Here is a 22,354-nt window from a genome sequence, read left to right as displayed (position 1 = left end):
CCGGCGTTCAAGGCGCCGGATTGCGACATTCATTCGGCCGTGACTATTAGTTGGAAAATGCCCGAAAGGGAAAACCTTTCTGGCAAAATATGGCAATTGGCGCGTGAACAGTGTGTCTCGTCAGGGAGGGAACGATCAGGACGCCAGTTGCAGGGCTTCATTGGTGGCGAACGCGACGAATTTCTCGAAGGTCAGCGGCTTGGCGAAGGCATAGCCCTGCAGCAGATCGCAACCGAGCAGCCCGAGCATTTCCGCATGCGCCATGGTCTCCACGCCTTCGGCCACGGTTTCGATACCGAGCGAGCGGCCGATCTCGATGATCGAGCGGATCAGCGCCTGCTCGCTGCGGGCCTTCAGAACCGGAGCGACGAGCTGCCGGTCGATCTTCAGCCGCTTCGGCTTGATCTTCAACAGGCTGACAATCGAGGTGTGGCCGGTGCCGAAGTCATCGATCTCGATATCGATACCGAGCCTCTTGATGCCTTCGATATTGGCCGTGACGATGTCGTCGCTCTCATCGAGGAAGATCGATTCCACCAGTTCAAAGGAGAGCTGGCCCGGCTTGAACGAAAGGCCCCGCAGCGAATTCAACAGCGTGTCGTCGCTCAATCGCTTGGCCGAGACGTTGACCGAGACCTTCGGCACATCGATGCCCATCGCAGCCCAGCGCATGGCGTCGATCAAGGCCCGGTCAAGGACGATCCGGTCGAGCGTGGCGACAACGTTGAGCTCTTCGGCAATGCCAAGGAACTTGTCGGGGGTGAGCACGCCGTCGCGCGGATGGTTCCAGCGGATCAGCGCTTCGACGCCGGAGAGCTTCAGGGTGCCCGCCTCGAACTGCGGCTGGTACCAGGCGACGAACTGGTTCTTCTCGATGCCTTCAAGGATTTCGTCGGCAATGCGCTTGGTGGTGATGATTTCCGCCTGCAGCGCTTCGGTAAAGAATTCGCAGCGATTGCGGCCGTTTTCCTTGGCCCGGTAGAGCGCGATATCGGCATTGACCAGAAGCTGCCGTTCGTCGATTGCCATGTCGCCGGCCACCGCAATGCCGATGCTGACGCCGAAGCGGCAGGAAAAGCCGTTGTAATCGACCGGCTGGCGCATCTCGGCGATAATGCGTTCCGCGAGGTTCGAGAGAGAGGCCTTGTCCGGCGGATCGGCCACCAGGACGACGAACTCGTCGCCGCCGATGCGGGCGACCATGTCGCCGGCGCGCATATTGGAACGGAGGATTTTCGACGCATGCACCAGCATCGCGTCGCCGGCCGCATGGCCAAGCGTGTCGTTGATCTGTTTGAAGCGGTCGAGGTCGATATGCAGGATGGAGATGTTCTGCAGGCCGTCCTTGCGCGCAGCCGACAACGTTTCCAGCTCCTTGTCGAGCATGCGGCGATTGCCAAGCCCGGTCAGCGGATCGTGCAGCGCGTTGTGCTCGATGCGGTCCTTGGCTTCGGCGAGCTCGCCATTCTTGGCTTCCGCCAGCGCCTTCGCGGTTCTGAGCTGCTCGGTCATCAGCACGTCGTCGGTGACGTCCCAGCTGATGCCAGTGATCTTCGCCTTGCCGTCGGCGCCGGTATGCGTCGAGCCGGCATTGCGCACATGGCGGACGCTGCCGTCCGGCATGATGACGCGATATTGCGACCGGTATTCGAGGTCCTCGTCCAGCGCCTTGAACAAGGTGAGCGAGGCCGTGGTGATGTCGTCGGAATGAATGGTTCGCCGCCAGTCTGCGTAGCCTGGTGCGCCATCGCCGGGCGGCATGCCGTGCAGGTGATACATCCGCTTGTCCCAGGATCGGTGCTGCGTGTCGAGGTCGATCTCCCAGATGCCGATCTTGGAGGATTCGAGCGCCAGGTTGAGCCGGTGCGATACGGTCAGGAGTTCTCGTTCGCGCGACCGCAGCGTGGCAATGTTGCGCTGGCGTTCGTTGACGAGGCCGCCGGTCAGCAAAATAGGAACAATGATGATCGTCGTAGCGATAAGGATGGCGATGTCCAGCCAACTGCTGTTGGCCGGCTGCTGCGCCCAGCCACCCGATGGGATCGCCGCAAGTTCCCAGGTGCCGCCGGGAAGATCGAGCTGGCGAATGACCGGCTCCTTCGAGAAGATGTAGGTGTCGCCGAAAAAGGCATCCTGGATATTGTTCTTCACCGAGATGTCGCGGATTGCCAACTGGATATCCGTATGCCGGTGCCCGCGACTGGCTTCCTCTTCGGGATTGCCGTCATGAAAGAGCCGCGCGTTGCGATAGATCTCCTTTTCGTCGATGACGGCTTCCATGAAACCCCAGAAGGCCACCGTTTCATTGCTCTTCGTGAAGACGGGAGAGAAGAGGTTGAAGCCGGTGCGACCGCTCGGCAGCCTCACCGGGCCGGCGATGATCGGCTTTGCTTTCGATTGGGCGCGATCGACGGCGACCCTGGAGGAACGGAATTTCTTGAAATCAGTGCCGATCATCCGCTCGTTGCCGATGAGCGGAAATGTCCTGCGGATGACGGCATCGGGCGCGGCGCTGACACGCACCATCTGGGGATTCTGCAGGAGCAGCTTGGTCGCCAACTGGTCGAAAACCGGTTGCGGCATGTCGGGGGCGACGGAGATATTATTGGCAAAGCCGCGAAGGGCGGTGATGTTGTTGTTGATCTCGCTCTGCAGCCGGGTGGAAATCAGGTTGAGCTCGCTCTCGACGTTGCTCTTCAGTTCGCTGTGGAAGTTTTGACGGTTCTGCTCTTTAAAGAAATAGCCGCCGGTGAAGACGACGGCGGCAGCGATGACGGCGGGAAAAAGCGACGGTTTCGCCAGCCTCGCGAGCGTCGAGGCGCGGTGACGGATTGTAGCGCTTTTGGTCAACGTTCAAGAACCCCATATTCCCCGGCGTGACGGTAAACATGGAGTCTTAAGATTGGCTTTAGAGACTGATCCTGCTATCAAATCGCCGTTTCGCCGTTCAGATGGTGTACGTCGGTCAAGAATGGCCCGCCATGAAAATTCCGATCGGCTAAACTTTTAAAAGTCATGGCAGCGGGCGATTTTTGCCACAATCGAGGGTCAAATAGTGGGCATTACCAAATTGAATGAATCACTGAAGAGGGCAAGACAGATGCGTTTCATCGTTGCTGCATTGATGGCCGCAGCCAGTTTCTTTTCGCCGCTCGCCGTGTTTGCCGAGAGTGCGGATGTCGAAGCTGTCATTACGAGCGTCGATACCGACAAGCTGAGCCTTTCCCTCGATGACGGCAGGAGCTACCAGGCGCCCGAGGAATTCAACTTCGATGGCTTGAAAGAAGGCGTCAAGGTTCTGGTGTTCTACACCGAAGTCGATGGCAAGCGCGTCATCAACGATTTGGAAATTGTTCAGTAATTTCCGTTTCTTCCGTCGTAATCCGATGCTTTTACCGTGACGGCGCAGGCTTTCTCAAAGCCAACCGATCGCGCCGTTCTCAATCTTCAAAATCCGGTCCTGAGGAATGGCGCCAAGGGCGGCTTCTTCTGCGTCCATCGCGCCGCACATCTTGAACAGCGTGCGGATCACGCCCCCATGGCTGACGCAGATGGTGGGCGCAGAAACGCTGGAGAGCCAGGCGCCGACGCGCCAGGAGAGGATCTCGTAACTCTCTGCATCCGGGCCCGGTGGAATGAAATCCCATTTCGACAGCTCACGCTCGGCCACGCGCTCCGGCATTTCCAGTTCCAGTTCCGCCAGCGTATAGCCTTCCCAGTCGCCGAAGGAGACTTCCTTCAGCCGTTCATCCGTGCGGTAGCCGGAACGGGGAAGGCCCATGGCTTCCCGCGCCAGTTCCATGGTCTCGCGGGTCCGATGCAGCGGGCTTGCGACGAAATCGAAATTTTCCGCTTGCCTGCCGAGAAGAGAAAGAAGCGCACGGCCATTGCCGCTAGCCTGCCGCCGGCCGGTGTCGTTGAGGGGAATGTCCTTCTGGCCCTGGAGGCGGATCTGCGCGTTCCAGTCGGTTTGTCCGTGGCGGATCATGTAAATGAGCACGGAGTGACTCCGGGGCAGGGACCATCGGCCCTTATGCAAGTGAGCCGGGGCACGGGCGCATGGCCGGAGCCCCGGAATTCTTTCGTGTCGCTTCAGTCCTTGATGACGGCGATGTCAGGCGCGTCGACGGCCTTCATGCCAACGACGTGATAGCCGCTGTCGGCGTGATGCACTTCGCCGGTCACCGAACGGGAGAGATCAGACAGCATGTAGAGGCCGACATCGCCCACTTCCTCGATGGTGACGGTACGGCGCAGCGGTGCGTTGTACTCGTTCCACTTGAGGATGTAGCGGAAGTCGCCGATGCCGGAGGCAGCCAGCGTCTTGATCGGGCCGGCGGAGATTGCATTCACCCGGATGTTCTGCGGGCCGAGGTCGACAGCCAGATATTTGACACTGGCTTCGAGAGCTGCCTTGGCAACGCCCATGACGTTGTAGTTCGGCATGACCTTCTCGGCGCCGTAGTAGGTCAGCGTCAGCATCGAGCCGCCATCCGTCATCAGCTTTTCCGCGCGGCGTGCGACCGAGGTGAACGAATAGACAGAGATCTGCATCGTCTTGGCGAAGTTTTCAGCCGATGTATCGACGTAGCGGCCCGTCAGTTCGTCCTTGTCGGAAAAACCGATCGCGTGAACGAGAAAGTCGATCTTGCCCCAGGTCCTTTCGAGTTCGTCGAAGACGGCATCGATGGTGGCTTCGTCGCTCACGTCGCAATGACCCGCCAGGAAGCCGCCGACTTCGGCGACGAGCGGCTCCACGCGCTTCTTCAGCGCTTCGCCCTGATAGGTGAACGCGATCTCGCCGCCCTGCGCGTGGATTGCCCTTGCAATGCCCCATGCGATCGACCGGTTGTTTGCGACGCCCATGATAAGGCCGCGTTTACCCTTCATCAGACCGGATGTTTGCGACATGATGTTATGTCCCCAATATTGCCTGTGTTTCCCTCAGCAGTTGCCGGTGGAAATTCCGCATCGTTAAACCTGCCGGAACCCGCGCCGCCGTTTGGTCGCGCCGATCCTGAATTTTCGAGCAATGGCTATGGCATAGCCGCCATTGTGGTTCAAGCGTGGTGCAGATCAGGAACTGTTAGTCCCGGTAATAATGGGTCAGCGTCCACCGGGATTGTTACAAATACAGTCCGTTGCGCAGGCTGCGCATAAGGTCGGTGACTTTCTCGTCCGGTTTTTCCCACAGCATAAGCCGCAACTCGACCAGTAGATCGCCGCGTTTGCCATCGGCAGATGGTAGTCCGTGGCCTTCGAGGCGGATCACATGGTCCGAGCCAGACCAGGCCGGAACCATCACCTTGGCAGGGCCCGTCAGGGTTTCCACCGTGGTCTCGCATCCGAGCACGGCGTCCTGGATGTTTACCGGCAGCGTCGTGCGCAGGTCGATGCCATCCGGCCGGAATGTGCCATCCTGGGCAATACGGACGGTCACGACGACGTCGCCGCGCAGCATGCCGTTCAGCCGGTAGCCCTGTTCCTTGAGACGAATGACGCTGCCGTCGGTCGTGCCGGCCGGCAGGCTGACCTTCAGGGTCTGACCGTCCGGCAGCTCTGCCGTTGCCTTCTCGCGGCGAAAAATGTCCTCGACAGAGACGGAGACGTCGCAAAAGATTTCCGGCACCTTGTCGGCGGTTTTGTTCGCCGTGCCGCGAATGCGCCGGACGATGGCCGAGACCAGTTCGGCGGCAGGCGCCGCAGCGCGGGGAAAACCGCCGAAGCCTGCCGGTTTTTCCGCTGTTTCTGCCTTCGCTTCCGGCTTTGCGTCAGGTTCGGTCACCGCCTCGCCTTTTGGTTCGGCCTTCGCTTCCGGCTTCGGCTCGGCCTTGGCTTGCGGTGCGGCCGCGGCCGGCTTTCTCTCCTGCGGCTTGGCGGTCTCCTGCGGCTTGACGCGATTGTCAGCGCCGAAGATCCGCGAAATCATCTCCTCGGCCGTTTCCGGATCGATGGTTTCTTCCTCGGTTGCGCCGCGCCTCCTGCGCTTCATCTCTTCCATGCGGCGCAGTTCTGCCTCGCGGCGTGCATAGTCGTAGCGGTTGCGCAGCTTCGGGTCCTTCAGCACCTCGTAGGCGCGGCCAGCTTCGGCAAAGCGCTGGGTCGCCAGCGGATCGTCCTTGTTCTGGTCGGGATGCACGGCCTTCGCCACCGCCCGCCAGGCGGCCTTGATCTCGTCCGGTCCGGCATTGCGTCTGACGCCGAGCACTGAATAGGGATCACGCATGCATGTCACCGCTTTTGAGGACCGAGGCACCGCATCCAGCGGTCCGTTCCAGCCCTGTTGAAACAACGAGGAAACCGCGCCGCGCCGGGCACGCCCCTGATGGTTGCGATGATGGGAAGCCGCTTCTTAAATATCGGTTAGCCGCCTGGCCGCAATGGCATTGCGCGGCCCTGCGGCGCGCGCCTTTGTCGAAGCGTGGTTAATGGCAGGTAGCGGAATTCAGCGATTTCGGCTTAGCTGCGCGGGCCGAAACTGGTGAGATACCATTCGCCGGTTCCAAGCATGCAGGTCTTGCCGTCGAATTTGGCGATGCCCTGGTAGGAATGGCGGGTCGTGGTAAAGCTGCGGCAGACGGTGCCGTTCACCTCTTCCTCGGCGATGCTGCTGATGACACCGGCGCTGCCGGAGCTTGAATTCGCCCAGGGGATCGGGTTGCCGGTAATCGTCGTCACATCGGCGGAGGAGACGGCGTTGCGCACCGTAATGGCGTCGGCGCTGTCCTCGTCATTTTGCGGCTGCGGCACGGAGCCGGTCGCAACGGTCCTGTCGACATCCGACGAGCCCGCAAGGCCAAGGCCGGCACCCATGCATCCCGACAAGGCGCCAGCCGCGAGACACAGGGCGGCCAATCCCGTCGACCGGGAGAAAACCTTTGTGTCCTTGATCCACTTTGCTATGTCTTGCACGGTATACCTGTCAGACTCGAAAGAGCGGCTTCGATGTCCAAGGACGCATCGGCAGGCTCTGACACTTTATTCTTGGCGGGCGGGACCTTCGGGCTCTGTCCGCGCCACACATCAAGGCACTGGAAGACAATATGAGCGAGACTGGGTTAACAACCGGTGACTTCACGGAAGAGAACGAGCCCTTTTCCCTTTTCGGCACATGGCTGAAAGAGGCCGAGGCATCGGAGATCAACGATCCCACTGCCGTGGCGCTGGCAACGGTCGATGCGGATGGCCTGCCGGATGTGCGCATGGTCCTCCTGAAGGACTTCGATCAGCGGGGCTTCACGTTCTACACAAATTTCGAGAGCAGGAAGGGCCAGGAACTCCTCGGCAATATGAAGGCGGCGATGTGCTTTCACTGGAAGACCTTGCGCCGTCAGGTGCGGGTGCGCGGTCCCGTCGAGATTGTCAGCAACGAAGAGGCGGACGAGTATTTCAAGAGCCGCGCCCGCGGCAGCCGCATCGGCGCCTGGGCGTCGAAACAATCGCGGCCGCTCGAAAGCCGCTTCGCGCTGGAAAAGGCGGTGGCCGAATATACCGCCCGCTATGTCATCGGTGAAATCCCCCGCCCGGACTACTGGTCCGGCTTCAGGATCAAGCCGACGTCGATCGAATTCTGGAAAGACGGCGCCTTCCGCCTGCACGACCGCATCGAGTTCTGCCGCGATGCGCCGGAGGGCAACTGGAGCAAGGTCAGGATGTATCCGTGATCGCGGCTACCTGCCGCCCATCAGCCTGAAGGCAGTGCCGGAGGCAAGCGCGCTGACATAGCCCGCCTTCTGGAAATGGCCGTTCAGCGAGATGCGGGGCAGTGCGGCTGTTTCAATGTCATCGGTCAGCGTGCCCGGCTGCGTGGTAACGGCGGTCGCGAAGCCGAGGTCTTTCGCGATCCGGTGATCGCGTGGCGAAACGGTGCCGGTATAGCCGTAGGGATAGGCAAATGATGCCGGCCGGCAACCGGTGATCCGCTCGACGCGCATGGCCGAGCGTTCCATCTCTGTTCGTGCAGCATCGTCGGTCAGACGCGCGAGCGCCCGATGCGTGATCGTGTGGGCGCCAAGGCTGGCCAAGGGGTTTTCAATGAGTGTCCTCAGGCCGGCTTCGTCCAGCGTGAGGTCGGCCGTCAGCTGCAGTGCATCGACGTCCTGTAGGCTGGCCAAGACTTTCAGCCGGTCCACCGCCACCGTTTCATCGATCGCATGGATGAAGGCGGCGACACGATCAAAGGCGGCCTGCTTCTGCTGCCGCGTTGCGGCTGGCAGCGTCTCGATCTGCTTGTCGAACTGGAACTTGAGGCTCGTCTGCTGCTGCAAAAGGTCGGCAAGCACCTCCCACCAGAGGATTTCGGTCCGATCGATAAAACCGCCGGCGACGAAGACGGTAAAGGGCACGCCATGGCTGGAAAAGATCGGGGCCGCATATTCGAGATTGTTACAATAGCCGTCATCCAGCGTGAACGCCGCAACGGGCTGAGGATCGCTCGAGGCGAGGTGGGCGGGGAGCGCGTCGAGCGCAACGAACCGGTATCCATCGCGCTTCAGCCGGGTGATCGCCATGTCGAGAAACTCCGGCGTGATCTCCAGGTGGGCGTTGGGATCGAATAGACGCGGCTTTTTCGGCCGAACATGATGAAGCGTGAAGATCGCTCCGCGCCCGCGCGCCCGCCGCATCACGCCGGCGGCATTCACCAGCCGCGCGGTTTCGAGCCCCCCGGTGATGGCGGCGCGCTTGACGAATCTTCGCAACATGGCTTTCACGGGCTTTTCCGGCGATTGGCGATCGAGTTTAGACGACCGGACTGTAGCGGCAGCGGCGTTAACACCTGTTGAATCCGCGACTAGGCGTTACAAAAAGAGAGAGCCCGGTCTTCACGCGATGTGTCTACTTATGTGACAGGCGCATCGGCAGCAGTGGCGCGGGTGATGATTGTCTGAGCCGCGGTGGCGGGGCCTGCCGTCAGGCCTGCGTGCCGCCGACGGTCATCTCGTTCATCCTCAGATGCGGCTGGCCGACGCCGACTGGCACCCACTGGCCGCCCTTGCCGCAATTGCCCATGCCGGTGTCGAGCTTCATGTCGTTGCCGATCATGGCGATGCGCTGCATCGCATCCGGCCCGTTGCCGATCAGCATCGCACCCTTCACCGGCGCGCCGATCTTGCCGTTGTCGATCAGGTAGGCCTCGGTGCAGCCGAAGACGAATTTGCCGGACGTGATATCGACCTGGCCGCCGCCGAAGGAGACGGCATAGATGCCCTTCTTCACCGAGGCGATGATCTCTTCGGGTGTCTTGTCGCCGGAAAGCATATAGGTGTTGGTCATGCGCGGCATCGGCACATGCGCATAGGATTCGCGCCGTCCGTTGCCGGTCGGCTTCATGCCCATCAACCGGGCGTTCTGGCGGTCCTGCATGTAACCGACCAGCTTGCCGTCATCGATCAGCACGTTGTAACCGGACGGCGTGCCCTCATCGTCGATGGTCAGCGATCCGCGCCGGGCTTCGATCGTGCCGTCATCGACGACGGTCACGCCCTTCGCAGCGACCTGGCTGCCCATCAGTCCGGCAAAAGCCGATGTCTTCTTGCGATTGAAATCGCCCTCGAGGCCATGGCCGACGGCTTCATGCAGCATCACGCCCGGCCAGCCGGAGGAAAGCACCACATCCATGGCGCCGGCCGGCGCGTCGATGGCGCTCAGGTTGACCAGCGCCTGCCGCAAAGCCTCGTCGGCGCCGCGTTGCCAGTTGTCGGTGGCGACGAAATCGCCGAAGCCGCGGCGGCCGCCGACGCCGTAGGTGCCGGATTCCTGCCGGTCGCCTTCGCCGACGACGACGGAGATATTGAGGCGCGTCATCGGCCGGATGTCGTGCATGCGTTCACCGTCGGCGCGCAGGATGTCGACCACCTGCCAACTGGCGGCGATCGAAGCGGTCACCTGCCGCACCTTCGATTCCTTGCTCCGCAGATAGGCGTCGATCTCGGCAAGCAGCGAGACCTTGGCCTCGAAGCTCGGTTCGCCGATCGGGTTCTCGTCGCCGTAGAGTTTCTTGTTGGTGCGCTGTGGCGCTGCAGCATAGGTGCCGGAATAGCCGCGCGTTACCGCGCCGACCGCATCGGCCGCCCGCTTCAGCGCGGAGAGGGAAAGATCGCCCGCATGCGCATAGCCGACCGCTTCCCCGGCAACAGCGCGCAGGCCAAAGCCCTGATCGGTATTGAAGCTGCCGCCCTTCAGGCGGCCATTGTCAAACGACAAACTTTCCGACTGGCTGTGCTCGATGAACAGTTCGCCGTCGTCGGCACCGGAAAGCGTCTTAGCCAGCACCTCGCGCACAGCCGCCTCGTCGCTGTCGAACAGTTTGATGAGATCGGTGTTCATGGGCTAGGGCTCCAGATGCTTAAGGATATGGTGCTTTATGTAGGGACAGGTTCGGGGAGGGGCAAGCGGAGATGTACGCCAATGATGGTAGGCGGCGCTACATCGCTCTGGTCGTCTGTGATGAACACGCAAGGAGCCCGTTGCACCTCTTCTCCCCAGCGGGGAGAAGGTGGCGCCCCCGGGTCTTGCCTTCGGCAAGCCCGAGGACAGGCTGCGCGCCGGATGAGGGGGGCCCCAACTGCAGAATGTGTCGTTAGACCCCCTCATCGCCTCACTGCGTTCGGCACTTCTCCCCGCTGGGGAGAAGAGGAAGGTGCGCACTTACGGCAGCGCGTCATACCCCTCGCCAAAACCCTTGAGGTCGACCGGGATGCCTATGCCTTCTTCCGGTGACTGGAAGACGATGAAGGTGGCGGTCGCGCCGCTTCGGAAGGTCTTCAACAGTTCCTCTTCCAGAACCACTTCGGCATAGCAGCCGTCGGAAAAACAGCGGACGAAATAGGCGCGGCCGATATCCTTGCCATCGACATTGAGGCCGAGGCCGTTGGGCAGCAGAACCCCGAGAGGCGCAAGCACGCGCAGGATCTTCGCCTTGCGATCGGCGGTCTTCAGCACCACGACCGACAAACCGACTTCCGGACGATCCTCGGCAATGACGTTCTGCATCAGGGCGCATTGCTCGGCGGTTGCACCCGCCGGCTGATCGCAGACGATCGACCATGCGCCATGGTTTGACTTTACAGTACCGGGTGTGCCTGGCTGTTGCGCTCCGGTCTGCTGGGCCGCCGCCGTATAGGACAGAAGAGTGGCGGCAAGTCCGAACGCCGCGATCGGCAGCCGGGAAAGGAGGGGCAGGCCCATGTAAACCTCAAACTTAAGAATCAGTCCGGCTATTCTTGAAGTGCGTGCAGGCAAATGAAAAGCCCCGGTGCGGTACATTCCAGCCCGGTGTGGCGGAAATGGGGCTCCTGCAGGCGGCGCAGGCGGCAAGACGCGTGGTGAAGCCTCAATATAAGATGGCATCGGCGTAGTGCCGGCTGAGGTAAATATGGTATAGGGTCCGGCATCGACATGAAATGCCGGATGGTGCCGGTGCGGTCTTCTCCGCCGCGCGCCTTTGAAAGACCGCATCGCTCAAGAGCCTGTGCGAAAAGCACGGTTTGCGCAAAAATGCCGCATGGGCTTGAATGGACAGATGTTGCGGCGCTCATCAAACTGTGGTTTGAAGCGCTTCAGTATCGCAGGATTCTGCGTTTTGGTTTGATCCTGATCAAGCGCCCAGGGAGACATATTGTGAAAAACAAGGCTTATGCAGTTCTGGCATCCATTGCCTGTCTGCTTTTTGCTACGAACGCCTTTGCCGACAAGCCGGTCGCTTGGCAGACCAATTTTCAGACGGCAGCAACTGGAATCATGGAAGAAATCACATGGTTCGAGCACTATACGCTCTGGTTCATCATCCCGATCACGCTGTTCGTCCTGGCGCTGCTGATCTGGATCGTGCTCCGCTTCCGTGAAAAGGCCAATCCGGTTCCGTCCACGACCAGCCACAACACGATGATCGAGATCGCCTGGACGGTCGGCCCGGTCCTCGTCCTGCTCTTCCTGGCGATTCCCTCCTTCCAGCTCCTGACGGCGGAGCTCACGCCGCCGCAGAATCCGGATTTGACGGTGAAGGCGACCGGCAATCAGTGGTACTGGTCCTATGAATATGAAGTCGGCGACAGCCCGCTTACCTTTGACAGCCTGTTGATGAAGGAAGATGACCGCGCTTCGCTCGGCAAGGAAGACAAGACGGAATATCCGCGTCTTCTTGCGGTCGACAACGAAGTCGTCGTGCCGGTGGGCAAGACCGTGCGCGTTCTCGTGACTGCTGCTGACGTCATCCACGCCTTCGCCATGCCGGCGTTCGGCGTCAAGATCGATGCCGTTCCCGGCCGCCTCAATGAAACCTGGTTCAAGGCGGACCGCGAAGGCCTCTATTATGGCCAGTGTTCCGAGCTCTGCGGCAAGGATCATGCCTATATGCCGATCGCCATCCGCGTGGTCAGCGAAGACAAGTACAACACTTGGCTTGCTGCCGCCGCCACCAATATCGGTGACGCGAACAAGGCACTCATGGCTTCCATCGACGGCGCGGAAAAGACCGTAGACGTCGCTGCAAACGCTGCACAGTAATTCGCCCTACAGAATTCGAAGGGGAACTCGACCCATGGCCGGAACAACCGCGCAACACGATCACCTTCATGATCACGCCCCCAGCGCCCATCAGGGACACGGGCACGACCATGATCACGCCCATAAGCCGCTGAGCTTCTTTCAGCGCTGGTTCCTCTCGACCAACCACAAGGATATCGGCACGCTCTACCTGATCTTCGCGATCATCGCGGGTATCATCGGCGGTACGCTGTCGGTGTTCATGCGCGCCGAACTGCAGGAGCCGGGCATCCAGATATTCCACGGTCTGGCCTCCATGGTCTACGGCTTCGAGGGCGAGGCTGCCATCGACGGCGGCAAGCACATGTTCAACGTGTTCACGACTGCGCACGCGCTGATCATGATCTTCTTCATGGTCATGCCGGCGCTGATCGGCGGCTTCGCCAACTGGATGGTGCCGATCATGATCGGCGCGCCGGACATGGCCTTCCCGCGCATGAACAACATCTCCTTCTGGCTGATCGTTCCGGCCTTCCTGCTCGTGCTTCTGTCGATGTTCGTCGAAGGTCCGGCGGGTGCCTATGGTTCGGGCGGCGGCTGGACGATCTATCCGCCTTATTCGACATCGGGCCAACCCGGGCCGGCCATGGATATGGTGATCCTCGGCCTGCACATCGCCGGCGCCTCGTCGATCCTCGGCGCGATAAACTTCATCACCACCATCCTCAACATGCGCGCTCCGGGCATGACGCTGCACAAGATGCCGCTGTTTGCCTGGTCGGTTCTGATCACCGCCTTCCTCCTCCTGCTCTCGCTGCCGGTTCTGGCAGGCGGCATCACGATGCTCCTGACCGACCGCAACTTCGGCACGGCCTTCTTCGCGCCTGAAGGCGGCGGCGACCCAATCCTGTTCCAGCACCTGTTCTGGTTCTTTGGTCACCCGGAAGTGTACATTCTGATCCTGCCCGGCTTCGGCATCGTCAGCCACATCATCTCCACGTTCTCGCGCAAGCCGATCTTCGGTTACCTCGGCATGGCCTATGCCATGGTCGCCATCGGCGCCGTCGGCTTCATTGTCTGGGCGCACCACATGTATACGGTCGGCATGTCGCTCGACACGCAGCGCTACTTCGTCTTCGCGACGATGGTCATCGCGGTTCCGACGGGCGTAAAGATCTTCTCCTGGATCGCGACGATGTGGGGCGGCTCGGTCCGCTTCACCACGCCAATGATCTGGGCGATCGGCTTCATCTTCCTGTTCACCGTCGGCGGCGTCACGGGCGTTCAGCTCGCCAATGCCGGACTCGACCGTTCGCTGCATGACACCTACTATGTGGTCGCCCACTTCCACTACGTTCTGTCGCTCGGCGCCGTCTTCGCCATCTTTGCCGCCTGGTACTACTGGTTCCCGAAGATGACCGGCTACATGTATTCGGAATTCCTCGGCAAGCTGCACTTCTGGGTGATGTTCGTTGGTGTGAACCTCGTGTTCTTCCCGCAGCACTTCCTCGGCCTTGCCGGCATGCCGCGCCGATACATCGACTATCCGGATGCCTATGCCGGCTGGAACATGGTATCGTCCTACGGCTCCTACATCTCTGCCGTTGGCGTCCTGATCTTCCTGTTCAGCGTGTTCGAGGCCTTCGCCAGGAAGCGCGTTGCCGGCGACAATCCGTGGGGCGAGGGTGCGAACACGCTGGAATGGCAGCTGACGTCGCCGCCGCCGTTCCACCAGTGGGAACAGCTGCCGCGCATCAAGTAAGCGCCGCTTTCAATCCGAAGCCGCCGGTAACGGCGGCTTCGCTCCACGCCGGGGACAACGGCAAGACGGCGCAGGATAAGTGCCGAAACGATCCAAGGATGAGATATGACGGTCATCGAAAATCACGAAGCAATGGGTCCGGAGGGCGGCGTTCGTCTCTCGGAAGCCTCTGCGCGCGATTTCTTTGAGCTCTTGAAGCCGCGCGTCATGTCGCTGGTGGTATTCACCGCGCTTGCCGGCATGGTGCTGGCGCCGGGCCACATCCATCCCTTCATCGGCTTCATCGCGATCCTCTGTATCGCCGTGGGCGCCGGAGCCTCCGGTGCCCTCAACATGTGGTACGACGCCGATATCGATGCGGTGATGACCCGCACGGCAAAGCGGCCGATCCCGGCGGGAAAGATCCTGCCGAAGGAAGCGCTCGCCTTCGGCCTGACGCTCTCGGCCTTCTCCGTCTGCATTCTCGGCATCGTCGTCAACTGGCTGTCGGCCGGGCTGCTCGCCTTCACCATTTTCTTCTACGTCGTCATCTATACGATGTGGTTGAAGCGCTCGACGCCGCAGAACATCGTCATCGGCGGAGCCGCCGGCGCATTCCCGCCGATGATCGGCTGGGCCTGCGTGACGAATGGAATTTCGATCGAAAGCATCGTGCTTTTCCTCATCACCTTCCTGTGGACACCCGCCCATTTCTGGGCGCTCGCGCTGTTCAAGATGCGCGACTATGGCGCAGTCGGCGTGCCGATGATGCCGAATGTCTGCGGCGAGGCGGCGACCAAGAACCAGATCGTCATCTATGCCGTGCTGACCGCCGTAATCGGCGTCGTGCCCACCACGCTTGGTTTCGCCAGCAACGCTTACGGCGCGATCGCTCTCTGTTTGGGCCTCGGCTTCATCTGGTATTCGATCGGCGTTCACCGCATGCCGGAGGGTGACGAGAAGATGATCCCGGCCAAGAAACTCTTCGCCTTCTCGATCCTTTATCTCTTCGCGATCTTCTCCGCGTTGATGGTCGATCATCTGATTGCCACGCTGTGGCTCACTGTCGGAAAGGTTGCCTGATGGAACTCGTGAGACTGACGGACGCCCAGAAGAAATCGCGCCGCGGCCGCAACATCGCGCTCGGCCTCGTGCTCTTCGGTCTCGTTGCTGCCTTCTATGTCGTGACGCTGATCAAATTCACCAGCGGCATGGCTCACTAGGATCGAACGGCCATGGCTACGGCGAACAACACAGACCAGAAGAAGGACCGGGCAAACGGCGTCATCGTCGCGTCCTGTCTCGCCTTCGCGTTCGGTATGGTCGGCATGGCCTATGCCGCCGTTCCGCTCTACGACGTGTTCTGCAAGGTCACCGGCTACAACGGCACGACGAAGCGCGTCGAGCAAGCGTCCGACGTCATCCTCGACAGGACCATCAAGGTGACGTTTGACGCCAACACGGCGCCGGGCCTGCCCTGGGACTTCAAGCCGGTTCAGCGCGAGATCGAGCTGAAGATCGGCGAAACGGTGCAGGTCGAGTTCGAGGCGACGAACCTGTCGAAGAAGCCGACGACGGGACAGGCGGTGTTCAACGTCACGCCGATGGCAGCCGGCGCCTATTTCAACAAGGTGCAGTGCTTCTGCTTTACCGAGACGACGCTGCAGCCCGGCGAAAAGATGACGATGCCGGTGGTGTTCTTCGTCGATCCGGAAATCGTCAATACGGTCGAGACCAAGGGCATCAACACGCTGACGCTTTCCTACACCTTCTACGCCCGCGAACCGTCGAAGCCGATTGCCGGCCTGACGGTGAAGCCGGCCGAGACTGACAACACACTTTGACAGATCACCGTTTTCGGCTAAGCCGGAAACGACACGAGAAAGACTTATCGGGGATACTTCACATGGCCGATGCGCACCAGAAAAACCACGACTACCACATCATCGACCCGAGTCCCTGGCCGCTTCTGGCCTCGATCGGTGCCTTCATCATGGCCTTCGGCGGCGTTGCCTACATGCGCTACCTGGCCGGTGGTTCGTTCAAGATGTTCGGTCTCGAACTTGCCAATCCATGGGTGTTCTTCATCGGGCTTGCCGTCGTTCTCTACACGATGTTCGGCTGGTGGTCGGACACGATCAAGGAAGCGCATGAGGGCCATCATACCCGCGTCGTGTCGCTGCATCTGCGCTATGGCATGATCATGTTCATCGCTTCGGAAGTGATGTTCTTCGTCGCCTGGTTCTGGGCCTTCTTCGACGCAAGCCTCTTTTCGGGCGAAGCCATCCAGGCGACCCGCGCCGCCTATACCGGCGGCGTCTGGCCACCGAAGGGAATCGAAGTTCTCGATCCCTGGCATCTGCCGCTCTACAACACCGTGATCCTGCTGCTCTCTGGCACCTGCGTTACCTGGGCGCACCATGCGCTGCTGCACAACGACCGCAAGGGTCTTGTCAGCGGCCTGACGCTGACCGTGCTGCTCGGCATCCTGTTCTCGACTGTCCAGGCCTACGAATATGCCCACGCACCGTTCGCCTTCAAGGATTCGATCTACGGCGCGACCTTCTTCATGGCGACCGGCTTCCACGGTTTCCACGTGCTGGTCGGCACGATCTTCCTGCTTGTCTGCCTCCTGCGCGCGCTGAAGGGCGATTTCACCCCGAAGCACCATTTCGGCTTCGAGGCCGCCGCCTGGTACTGGCACTTCGTCGACGTGGTCTGGCTCTTCCTGTTCTTCTCGATCTACGTCTGGGGCGGCTGGGGCGCCCCGCTCGCCCACGGCTGATCGGGTCTGGATTCGAATATCTGAGGCGGGTGCAACGGCGCCCGCCTTTTTTATTGCAACGCCGTCGTGAGCGATCGAATGAGCCCAAAGGTCGCGGTGGCCGATATATCCCTTGCGCAACGAATGCGTTATGGAAAGTGGACGGCAAACAGGACGTAAAACCATGAACGAAGACAGCGCACATTTTCCACCCGTCGATCCGGTCAAGGCCGGGCTCAAGGGGCTTTGCCCGCGATGCGGCCAGGGCAAGCTGTTCGACGGGTTCCTGAAGATGAGACCGGCCTGCACGAGCTGTGGCCTCGACTACACGTTCGCCGATTCCGGCGATGGTCCAGTGGTCTTCGTCATCCTGATCGTCGGTTTCATCGTGGTTGGCGCGGCTCTGTGGATGGAGGTCAACATCAACCCGCCGCTCTGGCTGCATTTCCTTCTCTGGATACCGCTCGCCACAATCTTCAGCCTCGCCCTCATGCGCATGCTCAAGGGTATTCTGATCAACCTGCAATACCGCAACAATGCGCGGCAGGGCGAGATCGATCGTGGCTGAGACGGCCAGCGGAAGAGAGGGCGGCGGCCTACTCGGCCGCGCCGTGGGCATTGTGCTCGTCCTGATCGCGCTCGCCATCCTTTTGTCGCTCGGCACATGGCAGATGCAGCGGCTCCACTGGAAAGAAGGCCTGCTGGCAGCAATTACCGAGCGCCGCGCAGCACCGCCGGTCGATCTGGAGACGATCGAGGCAATGGCCAAGGCCGGCGAGGACATCGACTACCGCACGGTGCGCGTCACCGGCACCTACATCAACAACAAGGAACGGCACTTCTTCGCAACCTATGAAGGCCGGACCGGCTACTACGTCTACACGCCATTGCAGCGTGCCGATGGCCGCGTCCTCCTCGTCAATCGCGGCTTCGTCTCCTTCGAGCGCAAGGAGCCGGAGATGCGCAAGCAGGGGCAGTTGACCGGCGAACAGACCGTCACCGGCCTTGCCCGCGTCAAGCTCACCGAAAAGCCGTCCTGGGCGGTGCCGAACAACGATGTCGCCAAGAATATCTTCTATTGGAAGGATCTCGACGCCATGGCCGCGAGTGTCGGTCTTGACCCTGCCCGCACGGTCCAGTTCTTCGTCGATGCGGATGCAGCGCCTAATCCCGGCGGCATGCCGATCGGCGGCGTCACGCAATTCGATCTGCCGAACAACCATCTGCAATATGCGGTGACATGGTACGGCCTGGCCGCGGCGCTGGTCGCAGTCACCGGCGTGTTCATCTTCCGGCGAAAGCGATAAATCGGGCGGGTTGCCTTGAATGACTGCCGGGGGAGCTCATGACCATCATCGCCATTCTATTGATTGCCGTAACAGCCCTGCTGCATATCGGCTTTCTCGTGCTCGAAATGTTTCTCTGGACCGCGCCGCAAGGCCGAAAGGTCTTCCGCATGTCTCAAGAACGCGCGGAAGCGACGAAGGTGCTGGCGGCCAATCAGGGGGTTTACAACGGCTTTCTCGCCGCCGGCCTCCTCTGGTCGCTGATTGCGTCGCCGCCGGAATTTGCCTTTCAGCTGAAGCTGTTCTTCCTTGTGTGCGTGATCGTTGCCGCTATATATGGCGCATGGTCGGTCAAGCCGCGCATCCTTTTGGTGCAGGGCGGCCCGGCGATCCTGGCACTCTTGTTCACTGTTCTGGCATCCTGATCCATGGCATCCTCCTTAGCAAAGAAACCGATCACCATTCGCCTCTGCGGTCCGCGCGGCTTTTGCGCCGGCGTCGACCGGGCGATCCAGATCGTCGTTCTGGCGCTGAAGGAATACGGCGCACCGGTCTATGTCCGCCACGAGATCGTTCACAACCGCTATGTCGTCGAGGGTCTGGAAGCCAAGGGCGCAATCTTCGTCGAGGAACTCGACGAGATTCCCGAAGAACATCGCAAGCAGCCGGTGGTGTTCTCCGCTCATGGTGTACCGAAGTCGGTGCCCGCCGATGCAGAGAGCCGCAATCTGTTTTATCTCGATGCCACGTGTCCGCTGGTTTCCAAGGTCCACAAGCAGGCCATGCGTCACCAGCGCCTCGGCCGGCACGTCGTGCTGATCGGCCATGCCGGTCACCCGGAAGTTATCGGCACCATGGGGCAATTGCCGGAAGGTGCCGTTTCGCTGATCGAGACCATCGAGGACGCGGACAATTACGTGCCGTCGGATCCGGACAATCTCGGCTTCGTCACCCAGACGACGCTGTCGGTCGATGACACGGCCGGCGTCATCAAGCGGCTGCATGAGCGTTTTCCCAATCTGACGGCACCCGCCGCCGATTCGATCTGCTATGCCACGACAAATCGCCAGGAAGCAGTGAAGCAGGCTGCTCCCGGCTGCGACCTCTTCCTTGTCGTCGGTGCGCCGAATTCGTCCAATTCCAAGCGGCTGGTCGAGGTTGCGCTTCGGGCCGGTGCAAGGAAATCGGTGCTTGTCCAGCGCGCCTCGGAAATCGACTGGGATGACATCGGCGATATCTCCAGCGTCGGCCTGTCGGCCGGTGCGTCGGCGCCGGAAGTCATCGTCAACGAAATCATCGAGGCTTTTCGCGAGCGCTACGATGCTTCGGTTGAGCTTGCCGATACGGTCGAGGAAACCGAGAACTTCCTCGTCAACCGCGAGCTTCGCCACGTGCCGCTGACGGCGCAGGACATGGCGTTCGTGAATGGAGATTAGAGGTATGAGGGCAGTGGCGTTGGTCCTCGGCCCTGGGATGACGACCTTGGGTTTCCTGCCATTCTGAAGCCTGCTGTCGCCGTTGCGATTGCTCCCTCTCTCCGTCATCCTCGGGCCTGGCCCGAGGATCCATATCCCGGCTGAACAATTTCAACACTTACAACCGCGAGAACAGACTTGGCAGTTTACACCGACATCACGGAAGACGACCTTTCCCGTTTTCTGACTGCCTATGACGTCGGCATGCTGACGTCATACAAGGGCATTGCCGAGGGCGTGGAAAATACCAATTTCCTGCTGCACACCGCCAAGGGCGCCTACATCCTGACGCTTTACGAAAAGCGCGTGGACCAAGACGACCTGCCGTTCTTCCTGGGACTGATGCACCATCTGGCGGACAAGGGCCTGTCCTGCCCGCTACCTTTGCCGCGCGCCGACGGTAAACTGCTCGGCGAACTTTCCGGCCGGCCGGCTGCTGTCATCTCGTTTCTCGAAGGCATGTGGCTGCGCAAGCCTGACGCCAATCATTGCCGCGAGGTCGGCAAGGCCTTAGCGGCGATGCACGTGGCGGCCGAGGGCTTCGAGATCCGCCGCCGCAATGCCCTGTCGGTCGATGGCTGGCGGCCGCTGTGGAACAATTCGCGCGACCGCGCCGACGAGGTGCAGCCGGGCCTCAAGGCCGAGATCGCCGCCGAGCTCGATTTCCTCGAAGCCAATTGGCCGAAGGACCTGCCGGAGGGCGTCATCCACGCCGATCTGTTCCCGGACAATGTCTTTTTCCTCGGCAAAACGCTCTCCGGCCTGATCGATTTCTATTTCGCCTGCAACGATTTCCTCGCCTATGACGTCTCCGTCTGCTTGAACGCCTGGTGCTTCGAAAAGGACGGCGCCTTCAACATGACCAAGGGCATGGCGCTCTTGTCCGGTTACCAGAGCGTGCGGCCGCTGACAGCAGCCGAGATTGAGGCTCTGCCCCTTCTCGCGCGCGGCTCGGCGCTGCGCTTTTTCCTGACCAGGCTCTACGACTGGCTGACGACGCCACCTGGGGCCCTGGTGGTGAAGAAGGACCCGCTCGAATATCTGAAGAAACTGCAGTTCCATCGCTCTGTTGCAACTGCAGCCGAATATGGCCTGACTGAAGAGGCCCGGCCCGCATGAAACATGTCGATATCTTCACCGACGGCGCCTGCTCCGGCAACCCCGGACCGGGCGGTTGGGGCGCGGTGCTGCGCTATGGCGAAGTCGAGAAGGACCTGTGCGGCGGCGAGCCCGACACCACCAACAACCGCATGGAGCTTCTGGCCGCGATCACGGCGCTCAACACGCTGAAGCAGCCCTGCGAGGTCGATCTCTACACCGACAGCAAATATGTCATGGACGGCATCGGCAAATGGATCCATGGCTGGAAGCGGAACGGTTGGAAAACGGGCGAGAAGAAGCCGGTGAAGAACGGCGAACTCTGGCAGGCGCTCGATGCCGCCAACCAGCGCCACAAGGTCACCTGGCATTGGGTGAGGGGGCATGCCGGCCACCCGGAAAACGAACGCGCCGACGAACTCGCCCGCAAGGGCATGGAGCCGTTCAAGAAGAAGCGGTGAGGGTAGGGTGGAGGATTTCACCCTGCTACAGCGTCCCTTGCGCGTCATGTTTGACGCGCGGCGCTGTAGATGGCCGAAGTGAGACCGGGCTATTTTCCAATGGAACGCTCCTGCATCTCTTCGCCGATAAAACAATTATAGGGCTGAGGATATTCAACCTTCACCAGCCCCGTTTGGCGCTGCGGAGGGCCGCTGACCTCCAATCCGGAAATCTCAATGACGAGCTTGCGCAGGATAGCTTCGGCAAATTGGGACACATCCTTGACCTTCAACAAAAATGCCCCACCTCCGCCGATGACGCATTCCTGATAATAGACATCGAGGTCCGGGATTGATGCCGAATCCGGCGCGGTCTTCAACATAATCGGAAGGCCGTCAATGACGATGCCCTGAGCGATGGTCGTATTTCTGCCGACAGGCGCCGGGACCCCGGCATTGTTGGGTCCGTCGCCGGATACATCGATCACGCGCCGGCCCCCTCGAAATGGGCTGGTTTGAAAGAGCTTTCGGGCAAACGCAAGCGCGTTGGAGATCGACGTGAAGGAGATGCGCCTGATCGGCTGTTGGCGCAACGCTTCAGAAAACTGAGCCGCGGTCTCCCGGCCGTCAATTAGCGTCCAGGGCACGACTTGGACAGCCGAGCCGCCCCACTCGATATAGGTGACCGCAATGCTGCCGCGCGCTCCGCTCCGTACGGCTTTGACGATCTCCGGCCTGCGGAATGCGTCCACGTAGCCTTTTCGTTGGATACGCTGTTCATCGATTTCCATTGAGTAAGAGACATCAACGGCAATAACCAGTTCCAGATCAACAGGATATTGTTCAGCGGACGCGTTTCCCCCCAGAAGACAGAAGGAAACAAAAAGCGCCCATAACGGTTTCATTGCGGCAATCCACCTACAGCGCCGCACGTCAACCTGACGCGCAAAGGACGCTGTAGCACTTTGAAACTGCTGCATAATTTTATCCTTAAATCGATTTCGATTTAAGGAATTATGCAGTAGCCACTCAGTCGCGCCGGCGAGGCGTCCATCGCGCATCACTCT

General features: G+C 60.7%; 23 protein-coding genes. 14 read left to right on the top strand and 9 right to left on the bottom strand.

Annotation, left to right across the window (positions count from 1 at the left end):
• Nucleotides 1-135: 135 nt before the first annotated feature.
• On the bottom strand, nucleotides 136-2,850 hold the full coding sequence (locus ACSQ2Z_RS17025; protein ID WP_436082272.1) for a bifunctional diguanylate cyclase/phosphodiesterase: 2,715 nt from the start codon (nucleotides 2,848-2,850) through the stop codon (nucleotides 136-138).
• Between the two features lie 250 nt (nucleotides 2,851-3,100).
• Between ACSQ2Z_RS17025 and ACSQ2Z_RS17020 the strand changes: the two genes are divergently transcribed.
• Nucleotides 3,101-3,361: a DUF1344 domain-containing protein gene (locus ACSQ2Z_RS17020; RefSeq protein ID WP_436082271.1), complete on the top strand. Its 261-nt coding sequence runs from the start codon at nucleotides 3,101-3,103 to the stop codon at nucleotides 3,359-3,361.
• A 54-nt stretch (nucleotides 3,362-3,415) separates the two neighbouring features.
• On the opposite strand, the gene ACSQ2Z_RS17015 is transcribed toward ACSQ2Z_RS17020, so the two are convergent.
• The 4 genes from ACSQ2Z_RS17015 to ACSQ2Z_RS17000 form a co-directional block, all read right to left on the bottom strand.
• Nucleotides 3,416-4,000: a histidine phosphatase family protein gene (locus ACSQ2Z_RS17015; protein ID WP_436082270.1), complete on the bottom strand. Its 585-nt coding sequence runs from the start codon at nucleotides 3,998-4,000 to the stop codon at nucleotides 3,416-3,418.
• A 92-nt stretch (nucleotides 4,001-4,092) separates the two neighbouring features.
• Nucleotides 4,093-4,911 carry an enoyl-ACP reductase FabI gene (gene fabI, locus ACSQ2Z_RS17010; protein WP_436082269.1) on the bottom strand — a complete coding sequence of 273 codons (819 nt, stop codon included), beginning with the start codon at nucleotides 4,909-4,911 and terminating at the stop codon, nucleotides 4,093-4,095.
• Between the two features lie 214 nt (nucleotides 4,912-5,125).
• A complete protein-coding gene (locus tag ACSQ2Z_RS17005; protein WP_436082268.1) occupies nucleotides 5,126-6,226 on the bottom strand; it encodes a DnaJ C-terminal domain-containing protein in 1,101 nt (366 codons plus the stop codon).
• 233 nt (nucleotides 6,227-6,459) lie between these two features.
• Nucleotides 6,460-6,912 carry an RT0821/Lpp0805 family surface protein gene (locus tag ACSQ2Z_RS17000; protein WP_436082267.1) on the bottom strand — a complete coding sequence of 151 codons (453 nt, stop codon included), beginning with the start codon at nucleotides 6,910-6,912 and terminating at the stop codon, nucleotides 6,460-6,462.
• 119 nt (nucleotides 6,913-7,031) lie between these two features.
• On the opposite strand from ACSQ2Z_RS17000, the gene pdxH reads away from it, so the two are divergent.
• Nucleotides 7,032-7,664 carry a pyridoxamine 5'-phosphate oxidase gene (gene pdxH, locus ACSQ2Z_RS16995; RefSeq protein WP_436083113.1) on the top strand — a complete coding sequence of 211 codons (633 nt, stop codon included), beginning with the start codon at nucleotides 7,032-7,034 and terminating at the stop codon, nucleotides 7,662-7,664.
• 6 nt (nucleotides 7,665-7,670) lie between these two features.
• Here the strand turns inward: pdxH and ACSQ2Z_RS16990 are convergent, their stop codons facing one another.
• From ACSQ2Z_RS16990 to ACSQ2Z_RS16980, 3 genes are all read right to left on the bottom strand, one after another.
• The gene (locus ACSQ2Z_RS16990) at nucleotides 7,671-8,702 is read right to left on the bottom strand and encodes a polysaccharide deacetylase family protein (protein WP_436083112.1); all 1,032 of its coding nucleotides are present in this window, start codon (nucleotides 8,700-8,702) and stop codon (nucleotides 7,671-7,673) included.
• 208 nt (nucleotides 8,703-8,910) lie between these two features.
• Nucleotides 8,911-10,326, bottom strand: coding sequence for a metalloprotease TldD (gene tldD / locus ACSQ2Z_RS16985; protein WP_436082266.1), 1,416 nt, complete (start codon nucleotides 10,324-10,326; stop codon nucleotides 8,911-8,913).
• 321 nt (nucleotides 10,327-10,647) lie between these two features.
• The gene (locus ACSQ2Z_RS16980) at nucleotides 10,648-11,187 is read right to left on the bottom strand and encodes an invasion associated locus B family protein (RefSeq protein ID WP_436082265.1); all 540 of its coding nucleotides are present in this window, start codon (nucleotides 11,185-11,187) and stop codon (nucleotides 10,648-10,650) included.
• Between the two features lie 432 nt (nucleotides 11,188-11,619).
• Between ACSQ2Z_RS16980 and coxB the strand changes: the two genes are divergently transcribed.
• From coxB to rnhA, 12 genes are all read left to right on the top strand, one after another.
• Nucleotides 11,620-12,504 (top strand): cytochrome c oxidase subunit II, encoded by an 885-nt coding sequence (coxB, locus tag ACSQ2Z_RS16975; RefSeq protein WP_436082264.1) that lies wholly within the window; start codon nucleotides 11,620-11,622, stop codon nucleotides 12,502-12,504.
• 34 nt (nucleotides 12,505-12,538) lie between these two features.
• Complete coding sequence (gene ctaD / locus ACSQ2Z_RS16970; protein ID WP_436082263.1) at nucleotides 12,539-14,245, top strand: cytochrome c oxidase subunit I; 1,707 nt, start codon at nucleotides 12,539-12,541, stop codon at nucleotides 14,243-14,245.
• Nucleotides 14,246-14,350: 105 nt separating this feature from the next.
• Nucleotides 14,351-15,307 (top strand): heme o synthase, encoded by a 957-nt coding sequence (locus ACSQ2Z_RS16965; protein ID WP_436082262.1) that lies wholly within the window; start codon nucleotides 14,351-14,353, stop codon nucleotides 15,305-15,307.
• Nucleotides 15,307-15,447 (top strand): hypothetical protein, encoded by a 141-nt coding sequence (locus ACSQ2Z_RS16960; RefSeq protein WP_436082261.1) that lies wholly within the window; start codon nucleotides 15,307-15,309, stop codon nucleotides 15,445-15,447. The genes ACSQ2Z_RS16965 and ACSQ2Z_RS16960 overlap by 1 nt, the downstream gene beginning before the upstream one ends.
• Before the next feature lie 12 nt (nucleotides 15,448-15,459).
• Nucleotides 15,460-16,068, top strand: coding sequence for a cytochrome c oxidase assembly protein (locus tag ACSQ2Z_RS16955; protein ID WP_436082260.1), 609 nt, complete (start codon nucleotides 15,460-15,462; stop codon nucleotides 16,066-16,068).
• Nucleotides 16,069-16,130: 62 nt separating this feature from the next.
• On the top strand, nucleotides 16,131-17,009 hold the full coding sequence (locus ACSQ2Z_RS16950; protein ID WP_436082259.1) for a cytochrome c oxidase subunit 3: 879 nt from the start codon (nucleotides 16,131-16,133) through the stop codon (nucleotides 17,007-17,009).
• Between the two features lie 163 nt (nucleotides 17,010-17,172).
• Nucleotides 17,173-17,556: a DUF983 domain-containing protein gene (locus ACSQ2Z_RS16945; RefSeq protein ID WP_436082258.1), complete on the top strand. Its 384-nt coding sequence runs from the start codon at nucleotides 17,173-17,175 to the stop codon at nucleotides 17,554-17,556.
• Complete coding sequence (locus tag ACSQ2Z_RS16940; protein ID WP_436082257.1) at nucleotides 17,525-18,295, top strand: SURF1 family protein; 771 nt, start codon at nucleotides 17,525-17,527, stop codon at nucleotides 18,293-18,295. Before ACSQ2Z_RS16945 ends, ACSQ2Z_RS16940 begins: the two co-directional genes overlap by 32 nt.
• Nucleotides 18,296-18,333: 38 nt before the next feature.
• Nucleotides 18,334-18,699, top strand: coding sequence for a DUF1304 domain-containing protein (locus tag ACSQ2Z_RS16935; protein WP_436082256.1), 366 nt, complete (start codon nucleotides 18,334-18,336; stop codon nucleotides 18,697-18,699).
• Nucleotides 18,700-18,702: 3 nt separating this feature from the next.
• Entirely contained in the window at nucleotides 18,703-19,710 is a 1,008-nt protein-coding gene (ispH, locus tag ACSQ2Z_RS16930; RefSeq protein WP_436082255.1) for a 4-hydroxy-3-methylbut-2-enyl diphosphate reductase, read from the top strand.
• Nucleotides 19,711-19,887: 177 nt separating this feature from the next.
• Nucleotides 19,888-20,868 (top strand): homoserine kinase, encoded by a 981-nt coding sequence (locus ACSQ2Z_RS16925; protein WP_436082254.1) that lies wholly within the window; start codon nucleotides 19,888-19,890, stop codon nucleotides 20,866-20,868.
• On the top strand, nucleotides 20,865-21,308 hold the full coding sequence (rnhA, locus tag ACSQ2Z_RS16920; protein ID WP_436082253.1) for a ribonuclease HI: 444 nt from the start codon (nucleotides 20,865-20,867) through the stop codon (nucleotides 21,306-21,308). Before ACSQ2Z_RS16925 ends, rnhA begins: the two co-directional genes overlap by 4 nt.
• Nucleotides 21,309-21,397: 89 nt before the next feature.
• Here rnhA and ACSQ2Z_RS16915 read toward each other — a convergent pair whose 3' ends face one another.
• Nucleotides 21,398-22,267, bottom strand: a complete 870-nt coding sequence (locus tag ACSQ2Z_RS16915; protein WP_436082252.1) for a DUF1194 domain-containing protein — start codon at nucleotides 22,265-22,267, stop codon at nucleotides 21,398-21,400.
• Nucleotides 22,268-22,354 lie beyond the last annotated feature (87 nt).

The organism is Pararhizobium sp. LjRoot235 (assembly GCF_964254145.1).
Classification (GTDB): Bacteria; Pseudomonadota; Alphaproteobacteria; order Rhizobiales; family Rhizobiaceae; genus Pararhizobium.
The sequence above is the reverse complement of the archived record's forward strand: the minus strand, read 5'-3'. Positions and strand labels throughout refer to the sequence as shown.